The sequence below is a fragment of the Microbulbifer zhoushanensis genome, assembly GCF_021729055.1.
Taxonomy (GTDB): Bacteria; Pseudomonadota; Gammaproteobacteria; order Pseudomonadales; family Cellvibrionaceae; genus Microbulbifer; species Microbulbifer zhoushanensis.
Map to the genome: position 1 here is coordinate 365,962 of NZ_JAJSAO010000004.1, position 20,113 is coordinate 386,074.

The 20,113-nt window shown below is 61.2% G+C and carries 16 protein-coding genes; 11 read left to right on the forward strand and 5 right to left on the reverse strand.

What is annotated here, in order from left to right:
- Window positions 1-352: 352 nt before the first annotated feature.
- From LVD10_RS10195 to LVD10_RS10230, 8 genes are all read left to right on the forward strand, one after another.
- Window positions 353-1,633 (forward strand): efflux RND transporter periplasmic adaptor subunit, encoded by a 1,281-nt coding sequence (locus LVD10_RS10195; RefSeq protein WP_232941158.1) that lies wholly within the window; start codon window positions 353-355, stop codon window positions 1,631-1,633.
- Window positions 1,634-1,682: 49 nt separating this feature from the next.
- Window positions 1,683-2,384, forward strand: coding sequence for an ABC transporter ATP-binding protein (locus LVD10_RS10200; RefSeq protein WP_232941156.1), 702 nt, complete (start codon window positions 1,683-1,685; stop codon window positions 2,382-2,384).
- A 13-nt stretch (window positions 2,385-2,397) separates the two neighbouring features.
- Window positions 2,398-3,711, forward strand: a complete 1,314-nt coding sequence (locus LVD10_RS10205; RefSeq protein ID WP_237063528.1) for an ABC transporter permease — start codon at window positions 2,398-2,400, stop codon at window positions 3,709-3,711.
- Between the two features lie 28 nt (window positions 3,712-3,739).
- Entirely contained in the window at window positions 3,740-4,945 is a 1,206-nt protein-coding gene (locus tag LVD10_RS10210; protein ID WP_232941153.1) for an ABC transporter permease, read from the forward strand.
- 70 nt (window positions 4,946-5,015) lie between these two features.
- Entirely contained in the window at window positions 5,016-6,371 is a 1,356-nt protein-coding gene (locus LVD10_RS10215; protein ID WP_237063530.1) for a sigma-54-dependent transcriptional regulator, read from the forward strand.
- Window positions 6,371-7,708, forward strand: a complete 1,338-nt coding sequence (locus LVD10_RS10220) for a sensor histidine kinase (RefSeq protein ID WP_237063532.1) — start codon at window positions 6,371-6,373, stop codon at window positions 7,706-7,708. Before LVD10_RS10215 ends, LVD10_RS10220 begins: the two co-directional genes overlap by 1 nt.
- A gap of 372 nt (window positions 7,709-8,080) precedes the next feature.
- Window positions 8,081-10,408 carry an immune inhibitor A domain-containing protein gene (locus LVD10_RS10225; RefSeq protein WP_237063535.1) on the forward strand — a complete coding sequence of 776 codons (2,328 nt, stop codon included), beginning with the start codon at window positions 8,081-8,083 and terminating at the stop codon, window positions 10,406-10,408.
- Window positions 10,409-10,606: 198 nt separating this feature from the next.
- Window positions 10,607-10,876 (forward strand): high-potential iron-sulfur protein, encoded by a 270-nt coding sequence (locus tag LVD10_RS10230; protein WP_232941148.1) that lies wholly within the window; start codon window positions 10,607-10,609, stop codon window positions 10,874-10,876.
- A gap of 19 nt (window positions 10,877-10,895) precedes the next feature.
- On the opposite strand, the gene LVD10_RS10235 is transcribed toward LVD10_RS10230, so the two are convergent.
- Window positions 10,896-11,855 (reverse strand): AraC family transcriptional regulator, encoded by a 960-nt coding sequence (locus LVD10_RS10235; RefSeq protein ID WP_232941146.1) that lies wholly within the window; start codon window positions 11,853-11,855, stop codon window positions 10,896-10,898.
- Between the two features lie 403 nt (window positions 11,856-12,258).
- Here LVD10_RS10235 and LVD10_RS10240 point away from each other — a divergent pair, with 403 nt between their 5' ends.
- From LVD10_RS10240 to LVD10_RS10250, 3 genes are all read left to right on the forward strand, one after another.
- Complete coding sequence (locus LVD10_RS10240) at window positions 12,259-13,401, forward strand: efflux RND transporter periplasmic adaptor subunit (protein ID WP_237063538.1); 1,143 nt, start codon at window positions 12,259-12,261, stop codon at window positions 13,399-13,401.
- A gap of 113 nt (window positions 13,402-13,514) precedes the next feature.
- A complete protein-coding gene (locus LVD10_RS10245) occupies window positions 13,515-16,724 on the forward strand; it encodes an efflux RND transporter permease subunit (protein ID WP_237063540.1) in 3,210 nt (1,069 codons plus the stop codon).
- Window positions 16,717-18,144: an efflux transporter outer membrane subunit gene (locus tag LVD10_RS10250; protein ID WP_237063542.1), complete on the forward strand. Its 1,428-nt coding sequence runs from the start codon at window positions 16,717-16,719 to the stop codon at window positions 18,142-18,144. The genes LVD10_RS10245 and LVD10_RS10250 overlap by 8 nt, the downstream gene beginning before the upstream one ends.
- A gap of 42 nt (window positions 18,145-18,186) precedes the next feature.
- On the opposite strand, the gene LVD10_RS10255 is transcribed toward LVD10_RS10250, so the two are convergent.
- From LVD10_RS10255 to LVD10_RS10270, 4 genes are all read right to left on the reverse strand, one after another.
- Window positions 18,187-18,597, reverse strand: a complete 411-nt coding sequence (locus LVD10_RS10255) for a hypothetical protein (RefSeq protein ID WP_232941138.1) — start codon at window positions 18,595-18,597, stop codon at window positions 18,187-18,189.
- Entirely contained in the window at window positions 18,587-19,213 is a 627-nt protein-coding gene (locus tag LVD10_RS10260; RefSeq protein ID WP_232941134.1) for a carbonic anhydrase, read from the reverse strand. Before LVD10_RS10260 ends, LVD10_RS10255 begins: the two co-directional genes overlap by 11 nt.
- Before the next feature lie 248 nt (window positions 19,214-19,461).
- The gene (locus LVD10_RS10265; protein WP_232941133.1) at window positions 19,462-19,776 is read right to left on the reverse strand and encodes a hypothetical protein; all 315 of its coding nucleotides are present in this window, start codon (window positions 19,774-19,776) and stop codon (window positions 19,462-19,464) included.
- A complete protein-coding gene (locus LVD10_RS10270; protein ID WP_232941132.1) occupies window positions 19,766-20,044 on the reverse strand; it encodes a hypothetical protein in 279 nt (92 codons plus the stop codon). The genes LVD10_RS10265 and LVD10_RS10270 overlap by 11 nt, the downstream gene beginning before the upstream one ends.
- Between the last annotated feature and the right edge of the window lie 69 nt (window positions 20,045-20,113).

The window sequence follows — 20,113 nt, forward strand, 5'->3', positions numbered from 1 at the left end:
AAAAAAAGGCCGCGCACTCTACCACGGGCCAGATTCCACATAAAGGCGCGGCGCCCCACGGCACACCTGTCCGGGCCACTCTCCGGCCGGACAGCGGACACTTGCAGCGGACACCTGGCGCCCCGACGACCCACCAGGAAAATCAAAATAATCCTTTCATTTCAATAAGTTACAAAAATGTTCAGACATGGCACAGCCCTTGCTCTAATGGCTTGTGACAGTCATCTGCACCAGCGGATACCGATAACACCGACTGCATCCACAACGGGAATTCATTGCGTCAAAGGCCTGCAGGCACCGGCGCCAACTGACAAAAACCTAGCAAGCAGCGATAAAGGACCAGAACAGAACAATGATAAGAGATACCTCGGGACAGGATATCCAGCTGGACGCCGCCCCCCTCTGGAAACAACCCAAGGCCCTGAAGGCCGCCGGCATCACCCTGCTGGCCATGGCCCTGGTGGGCTGGGGAATCAAGTCCTGGCACGACACCGGCAGCGTGGACGGCATCGTGTCCCTGTCACAGGTCAACGTGGCAGAGGTTCAGCGCGGGGACCTGGTCCGGGACCTTGTGGTCCAGGGTAAGGTGGTGGCCGCCAACAGCCCTACCCTGTTCAGCCCGGCCCAGGGCATCGTCAGGTTTACGGTCAAGGCCGGCGATATCGTCGAGGAGGGCCAGCTACTGGCCCAGGTGGACAGCCCCGAGCTTTCCAACCAGCTGGCCCAGGAGGAGGCCCTGCTGAACAAGCTGACCGTTGAGCTTGAGCGGCAGAAGATCCAGGCCAAGCGCCAACGCCTGGAGAACCAGCAGAAGGCAGACCTGGCAAGTGTCAACCTCGCGGCAGCCAAGCGCGAGGTACGCCGCGCAGAACTCTCCATTGAGAAGCAGATCATCTCCCGCCTCGACTTTGAAAAAGCCATGGACGACCTGGCCCGCGCCGAGCTGGAGTACAAACAGGCGGTACAGAATAGCGGGCTGGAGAAAGAGGCACTGGCCTTTGAGACCCGCACCCTGGAGCTGCAGGTATCGCAGCAGAAGCTGAAGGTCGAAGAGCTCAAGCGCCGCGTCGGAGACCTGCGGATCACCTCACCGGTCGCCGGCACCGTCGGCAGCCTGGCCGTGGCACAGCGCAGTGCCATTCCCCCCAACGCCCCGCTGATGACCGTGGTGGACCTGCGCAGCTTCGAGCTGGAGGCCGCCGTGCCGGAAAACTATGCCGATGACCTGGGCCTGTCCATGTCCGTGGCCATCAACCTGGGCGGCCGCGAAGTGCCCGGTGAAATCACCGCAATCTCCCCGGAAGTCATTAACAACCAGGTGGTAGCCCGGGTGCGCTTTACTGACGGCCAGCCGGAAAAGCTGCGCCAGAACCTGCGCCTCACTGCGCGGATCCTGCTGGAAAACCGCAATGACGTGATCCTGGTCAAGCGCGGTGCCTTCCTCGACCAGACCGGTGGGCGTTACGCATGGAAACTCACCGATGACAACCAGGCCGTTCGGGTTCCGATCCAGATCGGCGCCCTGGGCCTGAACCAGGTGGAGATCATCTCGGGACTGCAGGAAGGTGACCAGATCATCACCTCCGCCACGGAAGAGCTCGACAATGCACAGCTGGTAGCACTGAAACAGTAAACACAGAAGTTTTTGACAATCGATAAATAATGACAAAGGGAATCCCACGATGCTCAAGATGCACAACATCCGCAAAAGCTATCGCACCGATACCATCGAGACCCACGCCCTGCGCGACTTCAGCCTCGAGGTCAACGAGGGGGAGTTTGTCTCGGTAACCGGCCCCAGCGGCTCCGGCAAGACCACCTTCCTGAACATCGCCGGCATGCTGGAAACCCCCACCGGGGGCGAGTACCTGCTGGACGGGGATAATGTCAGTCACCTGAACGATCGCCAGCGCTCACGCCTGCGCAATGAAAAAATCGGTTTTATCTTCCAGGGCTTCAACCTGATTCCCGACCTGAACCTTTTTGACAATATTGATGTGCCGCTGCGCTATCGCGGATTCGACGGCAAGGAACGCCGCCGCCGTATTGAAAAAGTGCTGGAACAGGTAGGCCTGTCCGCCCGCGCCAAACACCTGCCGTCCCAACTCTCCGGCGGCCAGCAGCAGCGTGTGGCCATTGCCCGCGCCCTGGCCGGTGAGCCGCGCTTCCTGCTCGCGGACGAACCTACCGGCAACCTGGATTCCCTGATGGCCCGCCAGGTGATGGAGCTGCTGGAATTTATCAACGAGTGGGGCACCACCATCGTGATGGTGACCCACGACCCGGACCTTGCCCGCCGCGCCCACCGCAACATCCAGATTGTCGATGGCCAGGTTTCCGACCTGCAACGGGCCATGGTACCGGCAGCCGCGGACATCGCATAAGGGGATTGCAGCCATGATCGGATACTACATTTCCCTCGCCGTTCGCAGCCTGCGACGCACTCCTATCCTGAGTGCGCTGATGGTAGCTGCCATTGCCGTCGGTGTAGGCGCAGCCATGACCACACTGACTCTCAACTACATGATGTCCCGCAATGCGCTGGCAGAAAAAAACGATGTTCTCTACGCAGTGCAGCTGGACAGCTGGAGCAGTACCGACACCGTAGAAAATCCCAGCGAAATGCCCTGGCAGGTCACCTACCAGGACGCCGTCGCCCTGCTCCGCTCCGACATCCCCAGCAAACAGGTTGCCATGCATCGCTGGGGTGGCCCCATCACGCTGGAGAATTCAAAAATTCGGCCGTTTATCGCCGATGCCAGGGTTACAAGCCGGGACTTTTTCAGCCTCTTTGATGTGCAGTTTATTTACGGCGGCACCTGGAACAGCGAAGCGGATAAAAACCACACCCAGCAGATCGTGCTGTCCGAGGAAACCAATAACAAGTTGTTCGGCGGTGAAAACAGCGTGGGCCGCAGCGTAAATTTCAACGGTACCCCCTTTACAGTCGTGGGTGTAACCGAGCACTGGCAACCCAGCCCCAAAGTGCACGACCTGAACAACGGCCACTTCAATGACTCAGCCGAGGCGTTTCTGCCATTTGGGCTGCATCGCCAGTTCGAGATCTACCCCTGGGGCAACACCAATGGCTGGAAATCCGAGGAAATCAACAGTTACGAGGACCGACTCAACAGCGACATGGTCTGGATCCAGTACTGGGTACAGCTGGACACCGCGGAGGATGTAGAGCGTTACGGGGATTTCCTCACCGGTTATATCCGCGAGCAAAAAGAGCAGGGGCGCTTCCCCCGGCCACTGAAATACGGTCTCAGTAGCCCTTCCGAGTGGCTGGAGTTGAATGAGGTGGTCGATGGCGATGACCGCATGCTCAGCTGGCTGTCACTGGCCTTCCTGCTGGTGTGCCTGGTGAACGCGGTGGCACTTCTGCTGGCCAAGTTCCTGCGCAAGGCGCCCGAAGCTGGTGTGCGCCGTGCGCTGGGTGCAAGCCGCAAGGCCGTATTCAGCCAGCACCTGGTGGAGAGCGGCTGTGTCGGCCTGGCCGGTGGGCTGGTGGGCATCCTGCTGACCCTGGCCGGCCTGGGCCTGATACGCCAGCTGCAGATGGGCTATATGGACCGTGTCGCGTCGATGGACTGGGCTATGATGCTCGCTGCCATCGGCCTGGCCATCCTGTCCAGCCTGCTGGCGGGCCTGTATCCGGCGTGGCGTATCAGCCGTACCAACCCGTCGATCTACCTGAAGACCCAGTGAAGCCCGCAAGCGCAAAAAGGAAAGAACCATGCTGGAACTGAGACCCATTTTATCGGCGCTGTGGCGCCACAAGATCTCCGCCCTGCTGATTGCCCTGCAGCTGGGCCTGACCCTGGCCATTGTCAGCAATGCGCTGGTGGTGATCGACGAGCGCACCGAGCGTATCTCCCGCCCGACCGGCCTGGCCGTTGAAGACATCAACAAGTTTCACTTTATGGCCATCCCGGAAGACTACGACATGTTCGAGGCGTTCCGGCTCGACCTGGACATGATCCGCGCACTGCCAGGAGTAGCCAGTGCCACCATCAGCAACCATGTCCCCCTGTCCGGCAGTGGCTCCGCAAGCGGTTTCTATACCGAGCCCAACAAGGAGACCGGGGGCACCAGTGCCAACTACTACACCGTGGACGAGCACTTTATCGATGCCATGGGTATGAAACTGGTTGCCGGCCGCGGTTTCTCACCGGAAGAGGTCAAGCAGCTGGGCGCCAGCAGTAGCGAGCGTCCCAAGGTTGCGGTGGTCACGCAGAAATTTGCCGACGACGTATTTCCGGAGGGCAATGCCCTCGGCAAGGCGTTCTTCCTTGGCGGTGAAGACCATCCCATCGAGATCGTCGGTATCGTGGAACGCAACCTGGGTCCCTGGCCGAACTCGTCCCTCGCCGGCCGCGGTGTCTTCTACCCCGCAATCCTGGATCAGTGGTTCTACTATATCGTGCGGGCCGAGCCGGGCCAGCGGGACGCGGTACTCAAATTGGTGGAGGAGAAACTGGCCGAACGCGACCCCAACCGGGTAATCAATTCGGGCACCATGGAAGAAGACAAGGACGAGTACTATGCCGGTGATAATACAATGGTCAAGGTCCTGACCAGTGTTATTATCCTGCTGACGTTTATCGTGGCCTTGGGGATCGTTGGCCTCACGGTTTTCTGGATAACCCAGCGGCAGAAACAGATCGGCGTACGCCGCGCCCTGGGCGCAACCCGCAGTGCCATCAGTCGCTACTTCCTGCTGGAAAACCTGATCATTGCAGTCGCCGGTATCCTGCTGGGGGCGGCGGCGGCACAGGTCTTCAACGGGTTCCTGGCCCGGGAATTCAACCAGCCGGCGCTGCCGCCGATGGTGACACTCGCCTGTGCCCTGTTACTACTGGGTGTCAGCCTGGGAGCGGCCCTGGTACCGGCCCTGCGGGCCGCCAATATCTCACCGGCAACCGCCACTCGCAGTGTGTAAACTGCGGTAAACTATCCTCCCCGGAACGGGCGCTCGCGCCCGTTTTCCATTTGCGGATACGACTGAAAACATGGATAAAGTTCTCGTTATCGATGACAACCCGGGCATCATCTCCGCCCTGGAGCTGTTGCTGTCACTGCACAATATCGAGACCGCCAGCGCGGTTACCCCGCAGGCGGGCCTGCAGCTGTTACGTGAACACGGGGATATCAGCCTGGTGATCCAGGACATGAACTTTACCGCGGACACTACCTCCGGTGAGGAGGGGCGGGAGCTTTTCTTTGCCATTCGCGAGATCGCACCCGACCTGCCGGTGATCCTGCTGACGGCCTGGACCCAGCTGGAGATGGCCGTGGAGCTGGTCAAGGCCGGGGCCGCCGATTATCTCGGCAAACCCTGGGACGACAACAAGCTGGTGGCCACGGTCAAGAACCTGCTGGAGCTGAACGAGCTGCAGCAACAACAACAGCGTGCCAGCCAGCGAGCTCTCAGGGCTCGCGCCCAGCTCGAACAGGATTACGACCTGCAGGGTATCGTGTATCGCAGCGATGCCATGCAAAAGCTGCTGGAGATGGCCGCCCAGGTCGCAGCCGCCGACATCCCGGTGCTGATCACCGGTCCCAACGGCGCCGGCAAGGAGAAAATCGCCGATATTCTGCAAGCCAACTCCTCCCTGCGCGACGGCCCCTACATCAAGGTCAATGTGGGCGCCCTGCCCGAGGAACTGATGGAAGCCGAATTGTTCGGGGCAGAGGCCGGCGCCTACACCGGTGCCGGCAACAAGGTGCGGCAGGGCCGCTTCGAGGCCGCAGACGGCGGCACGCTATTTCTGGATGAAATCGGTGAACTCTCCGCCAGTGGCCAGGTAAAACTGCTGCGAGTACTGCAGACCGGCGAATTCCAGCGCCTGGGTAGCAGCCAGACCCGCCGGGTAAACGTGCGGGTAATCAGCGCCACCAACAGTGACCTGCCACAGCAGATCGCGACCGGCAATTTCCGCCAGGATCTCTTTTACCGCCTGAATGTTATTGAGCTGAAGCTGCCTCCCCTGCGCGAGCGGCCGGAAGACATACTGCCGCTCGCGCGCCGCTTCCTGCAGGAGGCCCCCGGCAATGCCAGGCAATTATCGGCCCCGGCGCAGCAGGCACTGGTTCGTTACGACTGGCCAGGCAATGTACGTGAACTGCAGAACACCATGCAGCGCGCCGCAGTCCTCACCCGCGGAGACAGTGTCGAGGTGGAAACCCTCAACCTGCCCGAGCCCGATACTGCCAGTCGCGTGGACCTGGGTTTCGAACCCAGCCGCGAACTGCTCGAGCAGACCCTCGCCAGCTGCAATGGTGTCATTGCCCAGGCTGCGCGGGAGCTGGGCCTGAGCCGCCAGGCGCTCTACCGGCGGCTCGATAAATATGGGATTCCCTACTGATGGCGCTGAGAATTTCGCTGGAGGGACGGATAGTTGCCAGCTGCCTGCTGGCAGTACTCGTCGCCACGACCGTTCCCTTTGTATTGTTGAGTGCCTTTGAACTCGACCCCGGGCTCGCCTGGGCTGGCGGCCTGCTTCTGGGAGTGGTCGCCGTAATTGCACTGGTGCGGCTGGTGACCGGCCCCCTGGAGCGCGACCTGGTAGCGCTTGAGGGAGGACTATTGAATTTTCGCGACGGGGATTTTTCCATATCCCTCGCCCTCAAGCGCAACGACCAGCTGGGCCAGATCGCAAGACTCTACAACGATGTAAGTGAAATCCTGCGGCGGGAACGTACCCATATCTACCAGCGCGAACTGCTGCTGGATACAGTGATCCAGAGCTCGCCCCACACGCTGCTGCTGGTGGACCAGACCGGTCGTATCATTTACGCCAACACCAGTGCCCGCCACCTGCTTCACTCTGGCAGGCCGATCAATGGCATGAAACTGGCCGACCTGTTGCAGGAGTGCCCTGCAGAGCTGGCGACAGCCATCGAGAGCGGTGAGGATGGCCTGTATAGTTACAGCGATGACGAGGGCGGTCACTCCCAGCATGTCAGCAACAGCGTGTTTGTCCTGAATGCGCAGAAACACCGACTGGTATTGATTCGCGAGATGACGCGGGAACTCACCCGCGCCGAGGTGCAGGTGTGGAAAAAAGTCATTCGCCTGATCAGTCACGAGCTGAACAACTCCCTCGCACCCATTTCCTCCATGGCACACAGCGGCAAGCTACTGGCCACCCAGGAGGGTCAGACAGAAAAGCTTGTTCGGGTGTTCGATACCATTGCGGAACGTTGCCAGCACCTGACCGAATTCACCCAGGGCTATGCGCGCTTCGCAAAACTTCCTGCCCCGAGCCGGGAAGAGGTGAACTGGCAACAGCTCATGGAAAGAGTGGAACCCCTGCAACCATTTTTACTCTGCGGCACGCTGCCCAGCCGGCCGGGGTATTTCGACCCGGTACAGATGGAGCAGGCCCTGCTCAACCTCCTGAAAAACGCAGGCGATGCCGGCAGCCCGCCAGGGGAAACGGAAATTGAGGTGCGCACGGATCGCCAGGGGCAGAGGATCACCGTTCGTGATCGAGGCACAGGCATGGGAGACAAAGTACTGCAGCAGGCACTGCTGCCTTTCTATTCCACCAAGCCCGGCGGCATGGGCCTGGGCCTGGCCCTGTGTCGCGAGATTGTCGAAGCGCACGATGGCACTATTCAGCTGCATAACCGCACCGGCGGTGGCCTGCAGGTAAACCTTTTCCTGCCCTGGCCAGATAATATCGACGCACCTTACTAGAATTTAATTTTACGTCGGTACTAACGTTCATAAAAAATGCGGCAACAAGTAATTTTGTACCTAGTAAGGTTCATCACCCCCACCCTGGGCTTGATAACACTGCATGGTTAGTACTTTTTACCAAGATAGAAAGCCGGTGCTCTTTCCCCGCACCATCCCGCCTTACCATTTATCTGACGATTACCCCAACCTGGTCACGATTTTTATTGCGTCCTTTCGCATCCCGTTCGTCATAAACTCCAGCGGTCAAAAGAATTGACCGCCGGGGCCATGGATGGCTCACGGATTTCGCCCTGCGCAATGCATGCAGTCAGCTTCCGATGAGGTTTTCCCGCCCGAATTCCCAATAGCACTAAAGATAATGAGGAATTTATGTCCAAAACCCACCAGCTATTTTCTGCCGGGGCCCTGGCCCTTGGGCTGATTGCCACCGCCCAGGCCGCTGACCGGCCGGCCCACGGTGGCCCCCTGGATCTCGCCATCGCCAATGAATCCAAATTGATTGAGATGCTGAAAAAATCCGGGCGAATCGATGCGAATGCGAACCTGCCCCAAGCCGAACAGGCCTTGCGGGAATACCTCAGGGAACGTGCCCAACAGGCCACCGAGCAGCGTGGCGCTGGCCTCGCCGGCAATAACTCCAGTGTACTCGCGAACCACAGCGAACACAGCTTCGCGCAAGCACTGCAGAACGGCAACGGCAACAAGCTCGGCCGCGCAAAACAGAAAAAACCGTCCCCGCTGCGCCCGGATGCCTATCATGGCGAGGCCAACAACGCCCGCGTGCTGGCCATCCTGATGGAATTCCCGGACTTCCCCCACAACAGCATCCAGCCCGGGGAGTCAGACATGTACTACCCGGATTACACTCCGGACCACTATGCGGGCCTGCTCTTCTCAGAAAGCGGTTTCACCGGGCCCGCCGGCGAAAACCTCCTCTCGATGCAACAGTTCTACTGGCAGCAATCCGGCAACAGCTACAGCGTTGAGGGCTCAGTCGCCGGCTGGTACATGGCCAGCCAGCCCGCCGCGTTTTACGGCAACAATGCTGACGGCGATGCCAGGGCCCTCGTACGCGAGGCTCTGCTGGCGGCGGCGGCAGACCCGACCGTTAACCTGTCGGAATTTGACAACGAGGATCGCTACGACCTCGACGGCGATGGTAATTACTGGGAGGCCGACGGCCTTGTCGACCATGTAATGATCTTCCACTCTTCCGTTGGCGAGGAAGCCGGCGGCGGCCAGCTGGGCGAGGACGCCATCTGGGCCCACCGCTGGACGCTGGGAGCGGCCCCCTTCCCGATCCCCGGCACCAGTGCCACGGTGGATTACTGGGGCGAGGACATGCCGATGGCGGCTTACGACTACACCATCCAGCCGGCCGATGCCGCGGCCGGGGTGGTGAGCCATGAGTATGGCCACGACCTGGGACTGCCGGATGAGTACGATACCCAGTACACAGGCCGCGGTGAGCCGGTGTCCTCCTGGTCTGTGATGTCGAATGGCAGCTGGGCCGGCGTCATTCCCGGCTCCGAGCCTACGGGCTTCTCCGCCTGGTCGAAGGAGTTCCTGCAAAATAGCATGGGGGGCAACTGGCTGCACGGTGCCACCATCGATCTCGCCGACATCCCCGCTGAGGGCGTGCAGGCACTGCTGGATGAGGCGGTCAGCAAGGGCAGCAACAACGATGCCGTCCGCATCGACCTGCCACAGAAAAAGAAGATTATTACTACTCCCACGAGCGGTGAATATGCCTACTTCAGTGGCAGCGGTAACGGACTGTCCAACTATATGCTGGTACCGCTCGACCTGAGCAACGCCAGCAGTGCCAGTCTCGCCTTCAAGGCATGGTACGACATCGAGAAGGACTGGGATTACGCCTATGTTTCAGTGTTCGATGGCAGCACCGAAATCCCTGTCCCACTGGCGGGTAATATCACCACTGACAGCAGCCCCTACGGACAGAACCCGGGCCACGGTATCACCGGCGCCTCCGGCGGCTGGGTCGATGCCGAGTTTGACCTGAGTGCGTATGCCGGCAAGCAGGTATATCTGCTGCTGAATTACTGGACAGACGGCTACGTCGCCAACCCGGGCTTCTTCGCTGATGACATCCGGGTTAGCGCTGATGACACGACACTGTTGCTCGACGATGCCGAGTCCACCGGCGCCTTCAACCTGGCCGGCTTTACCCGCGACCCGGGCTACAGCCTGCACGAGCACTACTACCTGCTCGAGTGGCGCACGCACCGAGGTGTGGACCAGGGCCTGAAGCACGTGAATGTGGCCGGGGAACTGCTGGAGTTCAACGAGGGACTGCTGATCTGGTATGCGGATACCAGCTACGCGGACAACTGGGTCGGGATCCATCCGGGCAATGGCTTCCTCGGTGTAGTGGACGCAGACCAGCACGTGAATACCTGGAATGACCGCCAGGTGGCCTCGACCCGTTACCAGGTACACGATGCCGCATTCAGTATCGACAAGGCCGCAAAAGAAACCCTGGATCTGCTGTCGGGCTACAACCTGCTGCTGCGGGATAACTTCACCGCGCGTAATCCACTGTTTGACGACAGCAAGGATTACAGCAACAGCCCCATCCCCGATGCGGGTCGCGCGATCAGCACCTATGGGCTCAAGGTCCGCGTCACCTCCCAGAGTGACGACAAGTCCGTGGGCCAGGTTTTACTGTACCGGTAAAGCTTCGCAGAAGCCCTTCCGGGGCGGCACGACCTGTGCCGCCCCACCTTTCCCCTTGAAGAAAAATAAACGCGAGCGATTTGCAATTGCACCGAGTTTCGCAACCAGTGCACGCTGATTACTTGTTACCCCCAACATGAACTAACCTAAAACCGGAACTCCACTTTTACGTCGTCTTTCCGAAGAGGTTATTCGATCATGAGTAATGAAAAGCGGGATATCTCGCGCCGGAAATTCCTCAAGCTCTCGGGCTGCGCCGCCATCCTGCTGCCGGCGGCAATCATCGCCACCGACCGCACCGTTGCCCAGGGCAAGGCGAGCAAAGAAGCGGTGAAATACCAGGATAGTCCCAAGGACGGCCAGAAGTGCAAGGACTGCCAGTTCTGGACCGATCCCAACGCTTGCCAGGTAGTAGAAGGCGAAATCAGCCCCGAAGGCTGGTGCAACCTCTACGTCAAGAAGCAGTAGGCGGGCGCGATCCCGGCCCTCAGGCCGGGATCGGTGTCTCACCCCGGAGCTTGTTCACATCGGCCCGCGGCGGTGCACCAAACATGCGGCTGTATTCGCGGCTGAAGTGTGACGGGCTCTCGTACCCCACCCGGTAGCTGGCCGAGGCGGCTTCCAGCCCCTCCGCCAGCATCAGGCGACGCGCCTCATGCAGGCGGAGCTTCTTCTGGAACTGCAATGGTGACATACGGGTCACCTGCTTGAAGCTGTGGTACAGGGAGGACTCGCTCATATTCGCATGATCCGCGAGCTCGCGGATCCGCAGCGGCTCGGCATAGCGCTCCTGCAATATCCCGATCACCCGCGAGACCCGGCTCGACTGGCTGTCTGCCACCGAGAGCTTGCGCAGGTGCGGGCCCATCTCGCTCATCAGCACACGATACAGCAGTTCCCGGCGCGCCAGTGGCGCGAGGATCGGTGCATCCTCCGGTGATTCCGCGAGGGCCACCAGGCGGCCGAGGGCGTCGAGAATACCCCGATTCATGGTCACAGCCCGCATACCGCAGGAGCTCTCCTCACACTGAAAGCCCGGTTCCAGGGCAGGAGCACGTTCACCGAGTTCAAGCACCAGGTCACTCACTTCATTGGGATCCACATTCAGCCTGATACCGAGGTGAGGGGACTCGGGTGAATCGACTATGGCCTTGCCAGTTACCGGAATATGTACCGAGCAGGCGACAAAATTGAGCGGTCCATACTTGATCTCGCGGTCGCCGAACTGGACCGACTTGCTGCCCTGCACAACAAAGCACATGCTCGGCTCATAAACCGATGAGGTAAAAGAGTGGTCAGTATCGGCACGGAACATGGCCAGGCCATCGAGGGAGGCCTCCAGCATGCCTTCTGTGGGCATCAGCCGCAGCATAGTGGACGCCAGCTGCCTGCGCGCCGGCTCAATGCCCGCGTCGATGACATTCGACTGCGGAAACTGTTTTTGCATGGCTCCCATTGATACTCCTCCGCGGACGACGACAGCCCGTAATTTCAGGGACGCCCAGTATACGTAGTTTTGAGCAACCGGCTTAGAACAATGCAGAATTAGGCAAGCACGAAACAGGAATAAGCAACGGTGTCGTTAATCCTGCAGAAAAAAGGCTGAAAAATTCCTTATTACAGTGCGACTCTGGGTATCACATACCCACGAAGCCCGATGCAACCCAGTAGTTTTACAATATCCCGAAAACAGAATCAGGCAATCACCGGCCAGTAACCGGATACCGCCGCAAAGCCACCCTCCCCTAAGGTTCACAGCCTCCGGAAGTGCCCCCATGCACGGGAAAGCCCCGACCAGCCATGGGAACAAATTCCCCTACTGACCATGACTTCGAGGATGGAAACCCGATATGACCAAGCTCCTGAAACTTGCTTCCGCGCTCCTGCCGGCGGTGGTACTTGCCGCCTGCGGTACAGGTGAACCTGGCGGCCAGCAGGCGCCGCCCCCGGCCGTGGAAGTGGCCGAGGTACTCGAGGAAACCACCACCATCTGGGGCGACTTCACCGGCCGCGTGGCAGCGCCGCAAACTGTGGAGCTCCGCCCCCGGGTCAGCGGCTATATCGAAGAGGTTGCATTTACCGAGGGCGACCTGGTGCTGAAAGGTGACCTGCTGTTCCGGATCGATCCGCGCCCCTATCGCGCCCGGGTTCGCGCTGCCGAGGCGCAGCTGGCACGTGCCAGCAGCGAGCTGGAACTGGCTGACAGCCAGGCCGGGCGTGCCTCACAGCTGCTACAGAGCCGCGCCATCTCGCGGGAGGAGCACGACCGGCGCAAGTCAGCCGCGGCATCCGCCCGGGCCGCCGTCAATGCTGCCCGCGCCGAACTGGAAAATGCAAAGCTTGACCTGGAATACACCAGGGTCACCGCACCGATCAGCGGCCGTGTGAGCCGTGCTTTCATCACCCGCGGAAACCTGGCCAGCGCCGACCAGAGCCTGCTCACCACGCTGGTATCCGTGGATCCGATGTACGTTTATTTCGAGGGCAACCAGGAGGCCCTCGATAGCAACCTGGCCCTGGCCCGGCCCGGGAATGAAACACCCGTGCGCATCGCACTGGGGCACTCCGGGGATTTTTCCCTCAGCGGTAAGCTCAACTTTGTCGACAACCGCCTCAACAGTAATACGGGCACTGTGCAGTTCCGCGCGCAGGTAGCCAATCCAGACGGCGCACTGCGACCCGGGCAATTTGCCCGGGTGCAGATGCCAGTGGAACAGGTCCGGCGGGCCATCCTGGTCAATCGTAAGGCCGTGATGACTGACCAGGACCGACGCTACGTTTACGTGATTGGCAAGGACAACACTGTCGCACGCCGCGATGTGGAGCTGGGACCGCAGCAGGGAGAGCTGGTATTGATCCGCGACGGACTGAAGGATCGCGAGCAAGTGGTGATCAATGGACTGCAGAAAATATTCGCGCCGGGTATGCCGGTAGAGCCGCAACTGGTCGCCATGCGCAGCCAGTCGGCGGAACAGCAGGTCGCCCTGCACTGACCGGATGAGCCACCGGCGCAGAGCCTGCCGGTGGCATTCCCCTCATTCCCACAAGGTGCCAGCTTGTCGGCGGGAATGCCGTATTGACACCCGATGAGCCCGAGAGAGACCGCATGAATTTTTCCCGATTTTTTGTCGATCGACCGATTTTCGCCTCGGTGCTGTCGATCATTATTTTTGTCGTCGGCCTGATCAGTATCCCGATCCTGCCGGTTACCGAATACCCGGAAGTGGTACCGCCCAGCGTGCAGGTAACAGCCCGCTACCCGGGCGCCAACCCCAAAACCATTTCCGAGACTGTCGCCACGCCGCTGGAGGAAGCCATCAACGGCGTGGAGAACATGATTTACATGAAGTCAGTAGCCAGCAGTGACGGCAGCCTGACTCTCAACGTGACCTTCTCGCTGGGCACCGACCCGGACCAGGCCCAGGTGCAGGTGCAGAATCGCGTATCCCAGGCCCTGCCCAGGCTGCCGGAGGATGTGCGTCGCCAGGGCGTCACCACGCAGAAGCAATCGCCCAACCTGATGATGGCGGTGCACCTGATCTCACCGGACAACAGCCTGGATGCCACCTATATCCGCAACTATGCGGTGCTCAACATCCGCGACGAGCTCGCCCGTATCCCGGGTGTCGGCCAGGCCGGGGTATTCGGCTCTGGTGACTACGCCATGCGTATCTGGGTGGACCCACAGAAAGCCGCGTCCGTCGGCGTCACTGCAGCGGATATCGTCGCTGCAGTGCGGGAGCAGAACGTGCAGGTATCCGCAGGCCAGCTCGGTGCCCCGCCCATGCCCATGGATTCCGACTTCCTCATCTCCATCAATGCGCAGGGCCGGCTCGAGAGCGCTGCGGAATTCGGCAATGTAGTGCTGAAGACCGGCGACGATGGCCAGATGACCCTGTTAAGCGACGTCGCGCGTATCGAGCTGGCGTCTTCCCAGGACTCCCTGCGCGCATTGCTCAACGGCCAGCAGGCGGTGGCCATTCCCATTTTCCAGGCGCCAGGCTCCAACTCGCTGGAAGTTTCCAGCGCCGTGCGCGCGACCATGGCCGAGCTGGATGACCGCTTCCCGGAAGGACTTGAATGGGAGGTCGCCTACGATCCCACCGTGTTCGTCAGCACTTCGATCCAGGCGGTTATCCAGACCTTGCTGGAGGCCGTGTTGCTGGTGGTGCTGGTGGTGATCCTGTTCCTGCAGACCTGGCGTGCGTCATTGATTCCCCTGCTGGCAGTGCCGGTTTCCATTGTCGGCACCTTTGCCATGCTGCTGATGCTCGGCTTTACCATCAACACCCTGACCCTGTTTGCCATGGTGCTGGCTATCGGCATCGTGGTGGATGATGCCATTGTGGTGGTGGAAAACGTCGAGCGGAATATCGAGGAGGGACTCAAACCGCTTGCGGCAGCACACCAGGCCATGCGTGAAGTCAGTGGTCCCATTGTTGCCATCAGCCTGGTGCTGTGTGCCGTATTTGTGCCGATGGCATTCCTGGACGGCATTACCGGCCAGTTCTACCGGCAGTTTGCCGTAACCATCGCCATTGCCACGATTATTTCCGCAATCAACTCACTGACCCTGTCGCCGGCGCTGGCGGCAGCGCTGCTCAAACCCCACGGCGCCACGCCCGATGCCCCGGCCCGCCTGATCGAAAGGTTGTTCGGCTGGATCTTCCGCCCGTTCAACCGTTTCTTCCAGCGCAGCTCGGAGGGTTACGAACGGGTCGTCGGCCGCAGCCTTAAGCGTCGCGGTGTGGTTTTCTCCGTGTACGCGCTGCTGCTGGCGGGTACTGTCTTTATGTTCAACCAGGTCCCGGGCGGTTTTATTCCCACCCAGGACAAGACCTACCTGGTGGGCAGCATCCGCCTGCCGGAGGGTGCTTCACTGGACCGCACCGAGGACGTTGCGCGCCGGGTAAGCGAGATTGCGCTGGATACCGAGGGGGTTTCCCACGCGGCCGCTTTTGTGGGATTCAATGCATTGCAGAACACCAATACCCCAAACGTGGGTACCGTGTTCGTGTTGTTCGACGATTTTGCCATACGCGATCGCAGCGCGCCGGAGATTGCCGCGGAGCTGAACGGCAAGCTGGCACAGATCAAGGAAGGCTTCGCCGTTTCCTTTATGCCGCCGCCGATCTTCGGGCTGGGTGCGGGATCCGGCTACTCACTCTATGTCCAGGACCGTGCCGGTGCCGGTTACGGTGAACTACAGGTGGCAACCAACCAGCTGGCCGGCGCACTGAGCCAGGCACCGGGGCTGAGCTACCCGTTCAGCTCCTACCAGGCCAACGTCCCGCAAATGGATGCAGAAGTGGATCGCCTGCAGGCCAAGGCGCAGGGGGTCCGGCTGGACGACCTGTTCGGCACCCTGCAGCTGTACTTCGGTTCGATGTACATCAATGACTTCAACCTGTTCGGCCGCACTTACCAGGTACTGGCCCAGGCGGATGCCCCCTTCCGCGATGAGGCCGGGGACCTGGACCACCTTTACACGCGCAACCGCGACGGGGAGATGGTGCCCCTCAGCACCATGGTCGAGCTGAAGGAGAGCTACGGTCCCGATCCGGTGATCCGCTACAACGGCTACCCGGCTGCAGACCTGATGGGCCAGTCCGACCCGACCCAGCTTTCTTCAGGAGAGGCACTGACCGCAGTGGAACAGATCGCGGCCGGGGTATTGCCGCCGGGCATGCAGGTCGAATGGACCGACCTGAGCTTCCAGCAGGTCAACCAGGGCAACGCCGCCATGGTGGTGTTCCCGCTCGCCGTGCTGCTGGTATTCCTGGTGCTGGCGGCACTTTACGAGAGCTGGATCATGCCGCTGGCTGTGATCCTGATCGTGCCCATGTGCCTGCTTGCCGCATTGTTCGGTGTATGGCTCACCGGTGGTGACAACAATATCTTTGTCCAGGTGGGGCTGGTGGTGTTGATGGGGCTGGCCTGCAAGAACGCCATCCTGATTGTGGAATTTGCCCGCGAGCTGGAGCAGCAGGGCCGCGATACCGTCAGCGCCGCACTGGAAGCCTGCCGCCTGCGGTTGCGCCCGATCATCATGACTTCCGTGGCCTTTATTGCAGGTGTCGTCCCCCTGGTACTGGCCGGTGGCGCCGGTGCCGAGGTGCGCAACGCCATGGGAATCACCGTATTTACCGGCATGATTGGCGTGACCCTGTTCGGCCTGTTCCTCACACCGGTTTTCTATGTGGCTCTGCGCCGGCTCAGTGACCGTGGCGGCAACGGCACGCCACCCCCCAGCAAAAGGGACGCCCCCCTGCCCCAACGTACCCGGGAGCAGGCACAGGAGGAAACCCATGCGTAAATCCGGTCTTGCGGTCAGCGGCCTGATTGCCACCGGCTTTATCGCCGGCTGTGCGGTTGGGCCTGATTATCGTGCCCCGGTCCCCGATGTCGGCGAGACTTTTGCAGCCGGGCAGGGCCGGCAATCATTTAACGCGAGCCAGGAGCAACAATTCTGGCGCGGCTTCGGTGACCCGATGCTGGCAGACCTGGTACGCCAGGGCCTGGATGCCAACCAGGATATCCAGGCAGCGGTCTCGCGCTACCAGCGGGCGGCCGCCCTGCTGCGACTGGCCCGGCGAGAACAGTTGCCGGGAGTGACCGCGGCTGCGTCGGCGGGCGAATCGCAACCCGCGCTGGCAGAAGCCCCGGGAGGACTCCGCAGCGAACGCTATGAAGCCGGTATCGCGCTCGACTGGGAGCTGGACCTGTTCGGCCGGCTCGAGCGAGCCAGCGAGGCCCGCCGCGCCCGGCTGCAGGCAGCCGAAGCCGACCTGGGCGCATTGCAGGTGAGCTTGATCAGCCAGCTGGCTGCCAGTTATTTCGAGCTGCGCGGCCTGCAACAGCAGTTACTGGTAGCCCAGGGGAACGTGGACAACCTGCGTGACTCGCTCGATATTGTCGAGGCGCGGCTGGCGGCAGGTCAGGGTACCGAGCTCGACCGGACCCGTGCACAGGCACAACTGGCACAGACCCGTGCCACCATCCCCGAACTGCAGGGCGCAATCCGCATACGTATGCACCGCATCGCCGTGCTGAGTGGCCAGCAGCCCGACGCGCTCGTTGAAAAGCTGCAACCGGCTGCGGACCTGCCGCGGTCACAACCCGCTATCCCCGCCGGGAGCCCCTCCGACCTGCTGCGCCGGCGCCCGGACGTGCGCGCGGCAGAGCGACGCCTGGCGGCGGCCACTGCCGGCGTGGGTATCGTCACCGCCGACCTGTTCCCCCGCTTTACCCTCGGCGCCCTGCTGGGCTCGGTCGCCGGCGACACGGGTGAACTGTTCTCGGGCCCGGCGGAATCCCGCAACGTCGCCCTCGGTATCGACTGGACGTTCCTGAATACCGGCCGGGTACGCGCCCGCATCGATGCTGCCGGCGCGGACGCCCAGGCAGCGCTGGCCGATTACCGCCAGGCCGTGCTCAACGCCCTGGAGGAAACGGAGAACAGCCTGGTGCAGCATCGGCGCAACCGGGAACGCACGGTGCAGTTGCGTGAAGCCCGGTCGGCGGCACAAAAGGCGGAACAACTGGCCCGGAAACGCTACGAGGAGGGCTTCAACAGTTACTTTGAAGTCCTCGACGCCCAGCGCCAGGCCAATACGGCACGCGACGCGGAAGTCCGCGGACGCACAGAGGAAGTGATATCGATGGTCAACGTGTACCGGGCCCTGGCGGGGGCGCCGGCGCCCGCGGCACACTACGCGCAAGGGCGGGGACAATAACTGGCAGGAAAACGCCCGGGCACAAGCGGGGCCGGCTATACGTCAGCCCCGCCCCTCCCGATCGGGTTTTGCGCGGGGAAATACCAGCACGTACAGGCGGGTAATTGCCGAAAGCGGGATACAGGTTACGATGATCAACAGACTGAGAACCAGGCGCATCAGGTCACTGCCCTCGCGCATTTCCTGCCGGTCTTTCAGGTAAGCGAAGTAACAGTGGCGAGGACCGTCGATGGGCAGGAAAGTGAAATCGATGACCCTTTCCAGCAACCGCCAGTAGGGCCACAACGGCCGCTTGTGGTGGCTGGCGAAATAGCCGACCCGGGCAGAGATGGTCGCATCGGGGTTACCGCCGGCAATCGCGTTGCCGAGCTGGTCGATCGCTACCAGTACCCCACCGATCCAGCTCGGGTTTCGTGACCGCGGTTCTTCCGGACCGGGGACATCAGGTGCCACTGGCCGGCATTCCCTCGAAGAACTCAACGCAGCCGGTTTCCAGTGAATATTCGGCGCCTACAATCAGCAGCCCATCCTGCTCCACCAGGCGCTCCAGGATCGCAGAACCGTGGCGCAACTGGTTCGCCGAGGCACGAATATTGGCGCGCACCGCCCGTGCGGCAAGCTCATCGGGCGCAACATGACTCTCCAGTAACGGCTCCACCGCCGGGCGGATACGATCGACAATGGAATACAGGTTGGGCGAGCGGGTTTCACTGGGCTGGTGCAGCTGGTCGATGGTCGCCGCCACCGCACCGCAGTTGGAGTGCCCCAGCACGACTACCAGGCGCGTGCCGAAGGCTTCCGCCGCGAATTCAATACTGCCGACCTGCGACGGTGCAACCACATTCCCGGCGACCCTGATAACGAAAAGGTCCCCCAGCCCCTGGTCGAAGACCAGCTCGGCCGGCACGCGCGAGTCCGAACACCCGAGGACAATGGTATGGGGCGCCTGACCTTCCAGCAGTTCATTGCGGCGGCCTTCGTCTACCTCCAGTGAACTCTGCGGGGCACCCTCGACATAACGCCGGTTCCCTTCCTGCAGGCGACGCAGGGCCTCATGGGCGGATAACATTTTGCACCTCCAAGCGAAATGGTCTGCTTTGGAGATAGCATATCGGACTGAGGCCCCAAAACGCCCTGCCAGACGTCACGGTTTCCACTATCACCGGGCAATTGACAAATTTACCCCGGCGAAACAATCTCTCGCCCACGACCCGGCGGGGGTCCAATAAACCGGCAGCCCCCGAAATAGCACGGGCAAGAAGATTCAATCGCTCCAGCCTCCAGTACCAGTTATACCGCGCGAACGACTCAAAGTACCTATTTGGACTGGTATAGATGCGCGTGGTAAGAGGGCTCCAGCACGAATGGGGAATAGGGACCCGCGCACCAGTCGCCGGTATCCAGCTGGTAACAGTGCGGGGCAGCCTCCAGGCACTGGCCCAGCGGCCCCACCAGCGGATCACTGGCCAGGCAATAGCGCGGGAACGCGGGCATCTCCTCTACCGGCACCGAGCGGTAACCATAAACCTGCGGTGTACCGCGCAGGTCACCCCAGAAACCGTCGAAACTGGTACCGGCACAACCCGGAAGCACCAGGCTGAGCGCGACGATACCGGGAATTTTATTTCTCATAGACAATGCACCGTTTGCCACCGGAAATATCGAAACACTGTGCCGTTGGCGGACAGATGGACCCCTGGGCCAGCTCTTCGGCATCACCGGGGCATGAACCATAGTTGCTGCGTGGCTCGGCATTGGTCGGTGCCGGCGCACGATACTCGGCCGCACGGGGAACCGGCTGGCTATAGGGATAGACAACGTCGTCACGGGGGTCGGTACTACCACAACCGCCCAGTAGCGCAGCAGCAAATACGGATACAGCTAGCGTTCTAACCTGCATGAACCTGAACCTCCAACATTGCAGCAGGACCACTGACGGGCAACGACGCCTGCACAGTCCCGCTGTGAT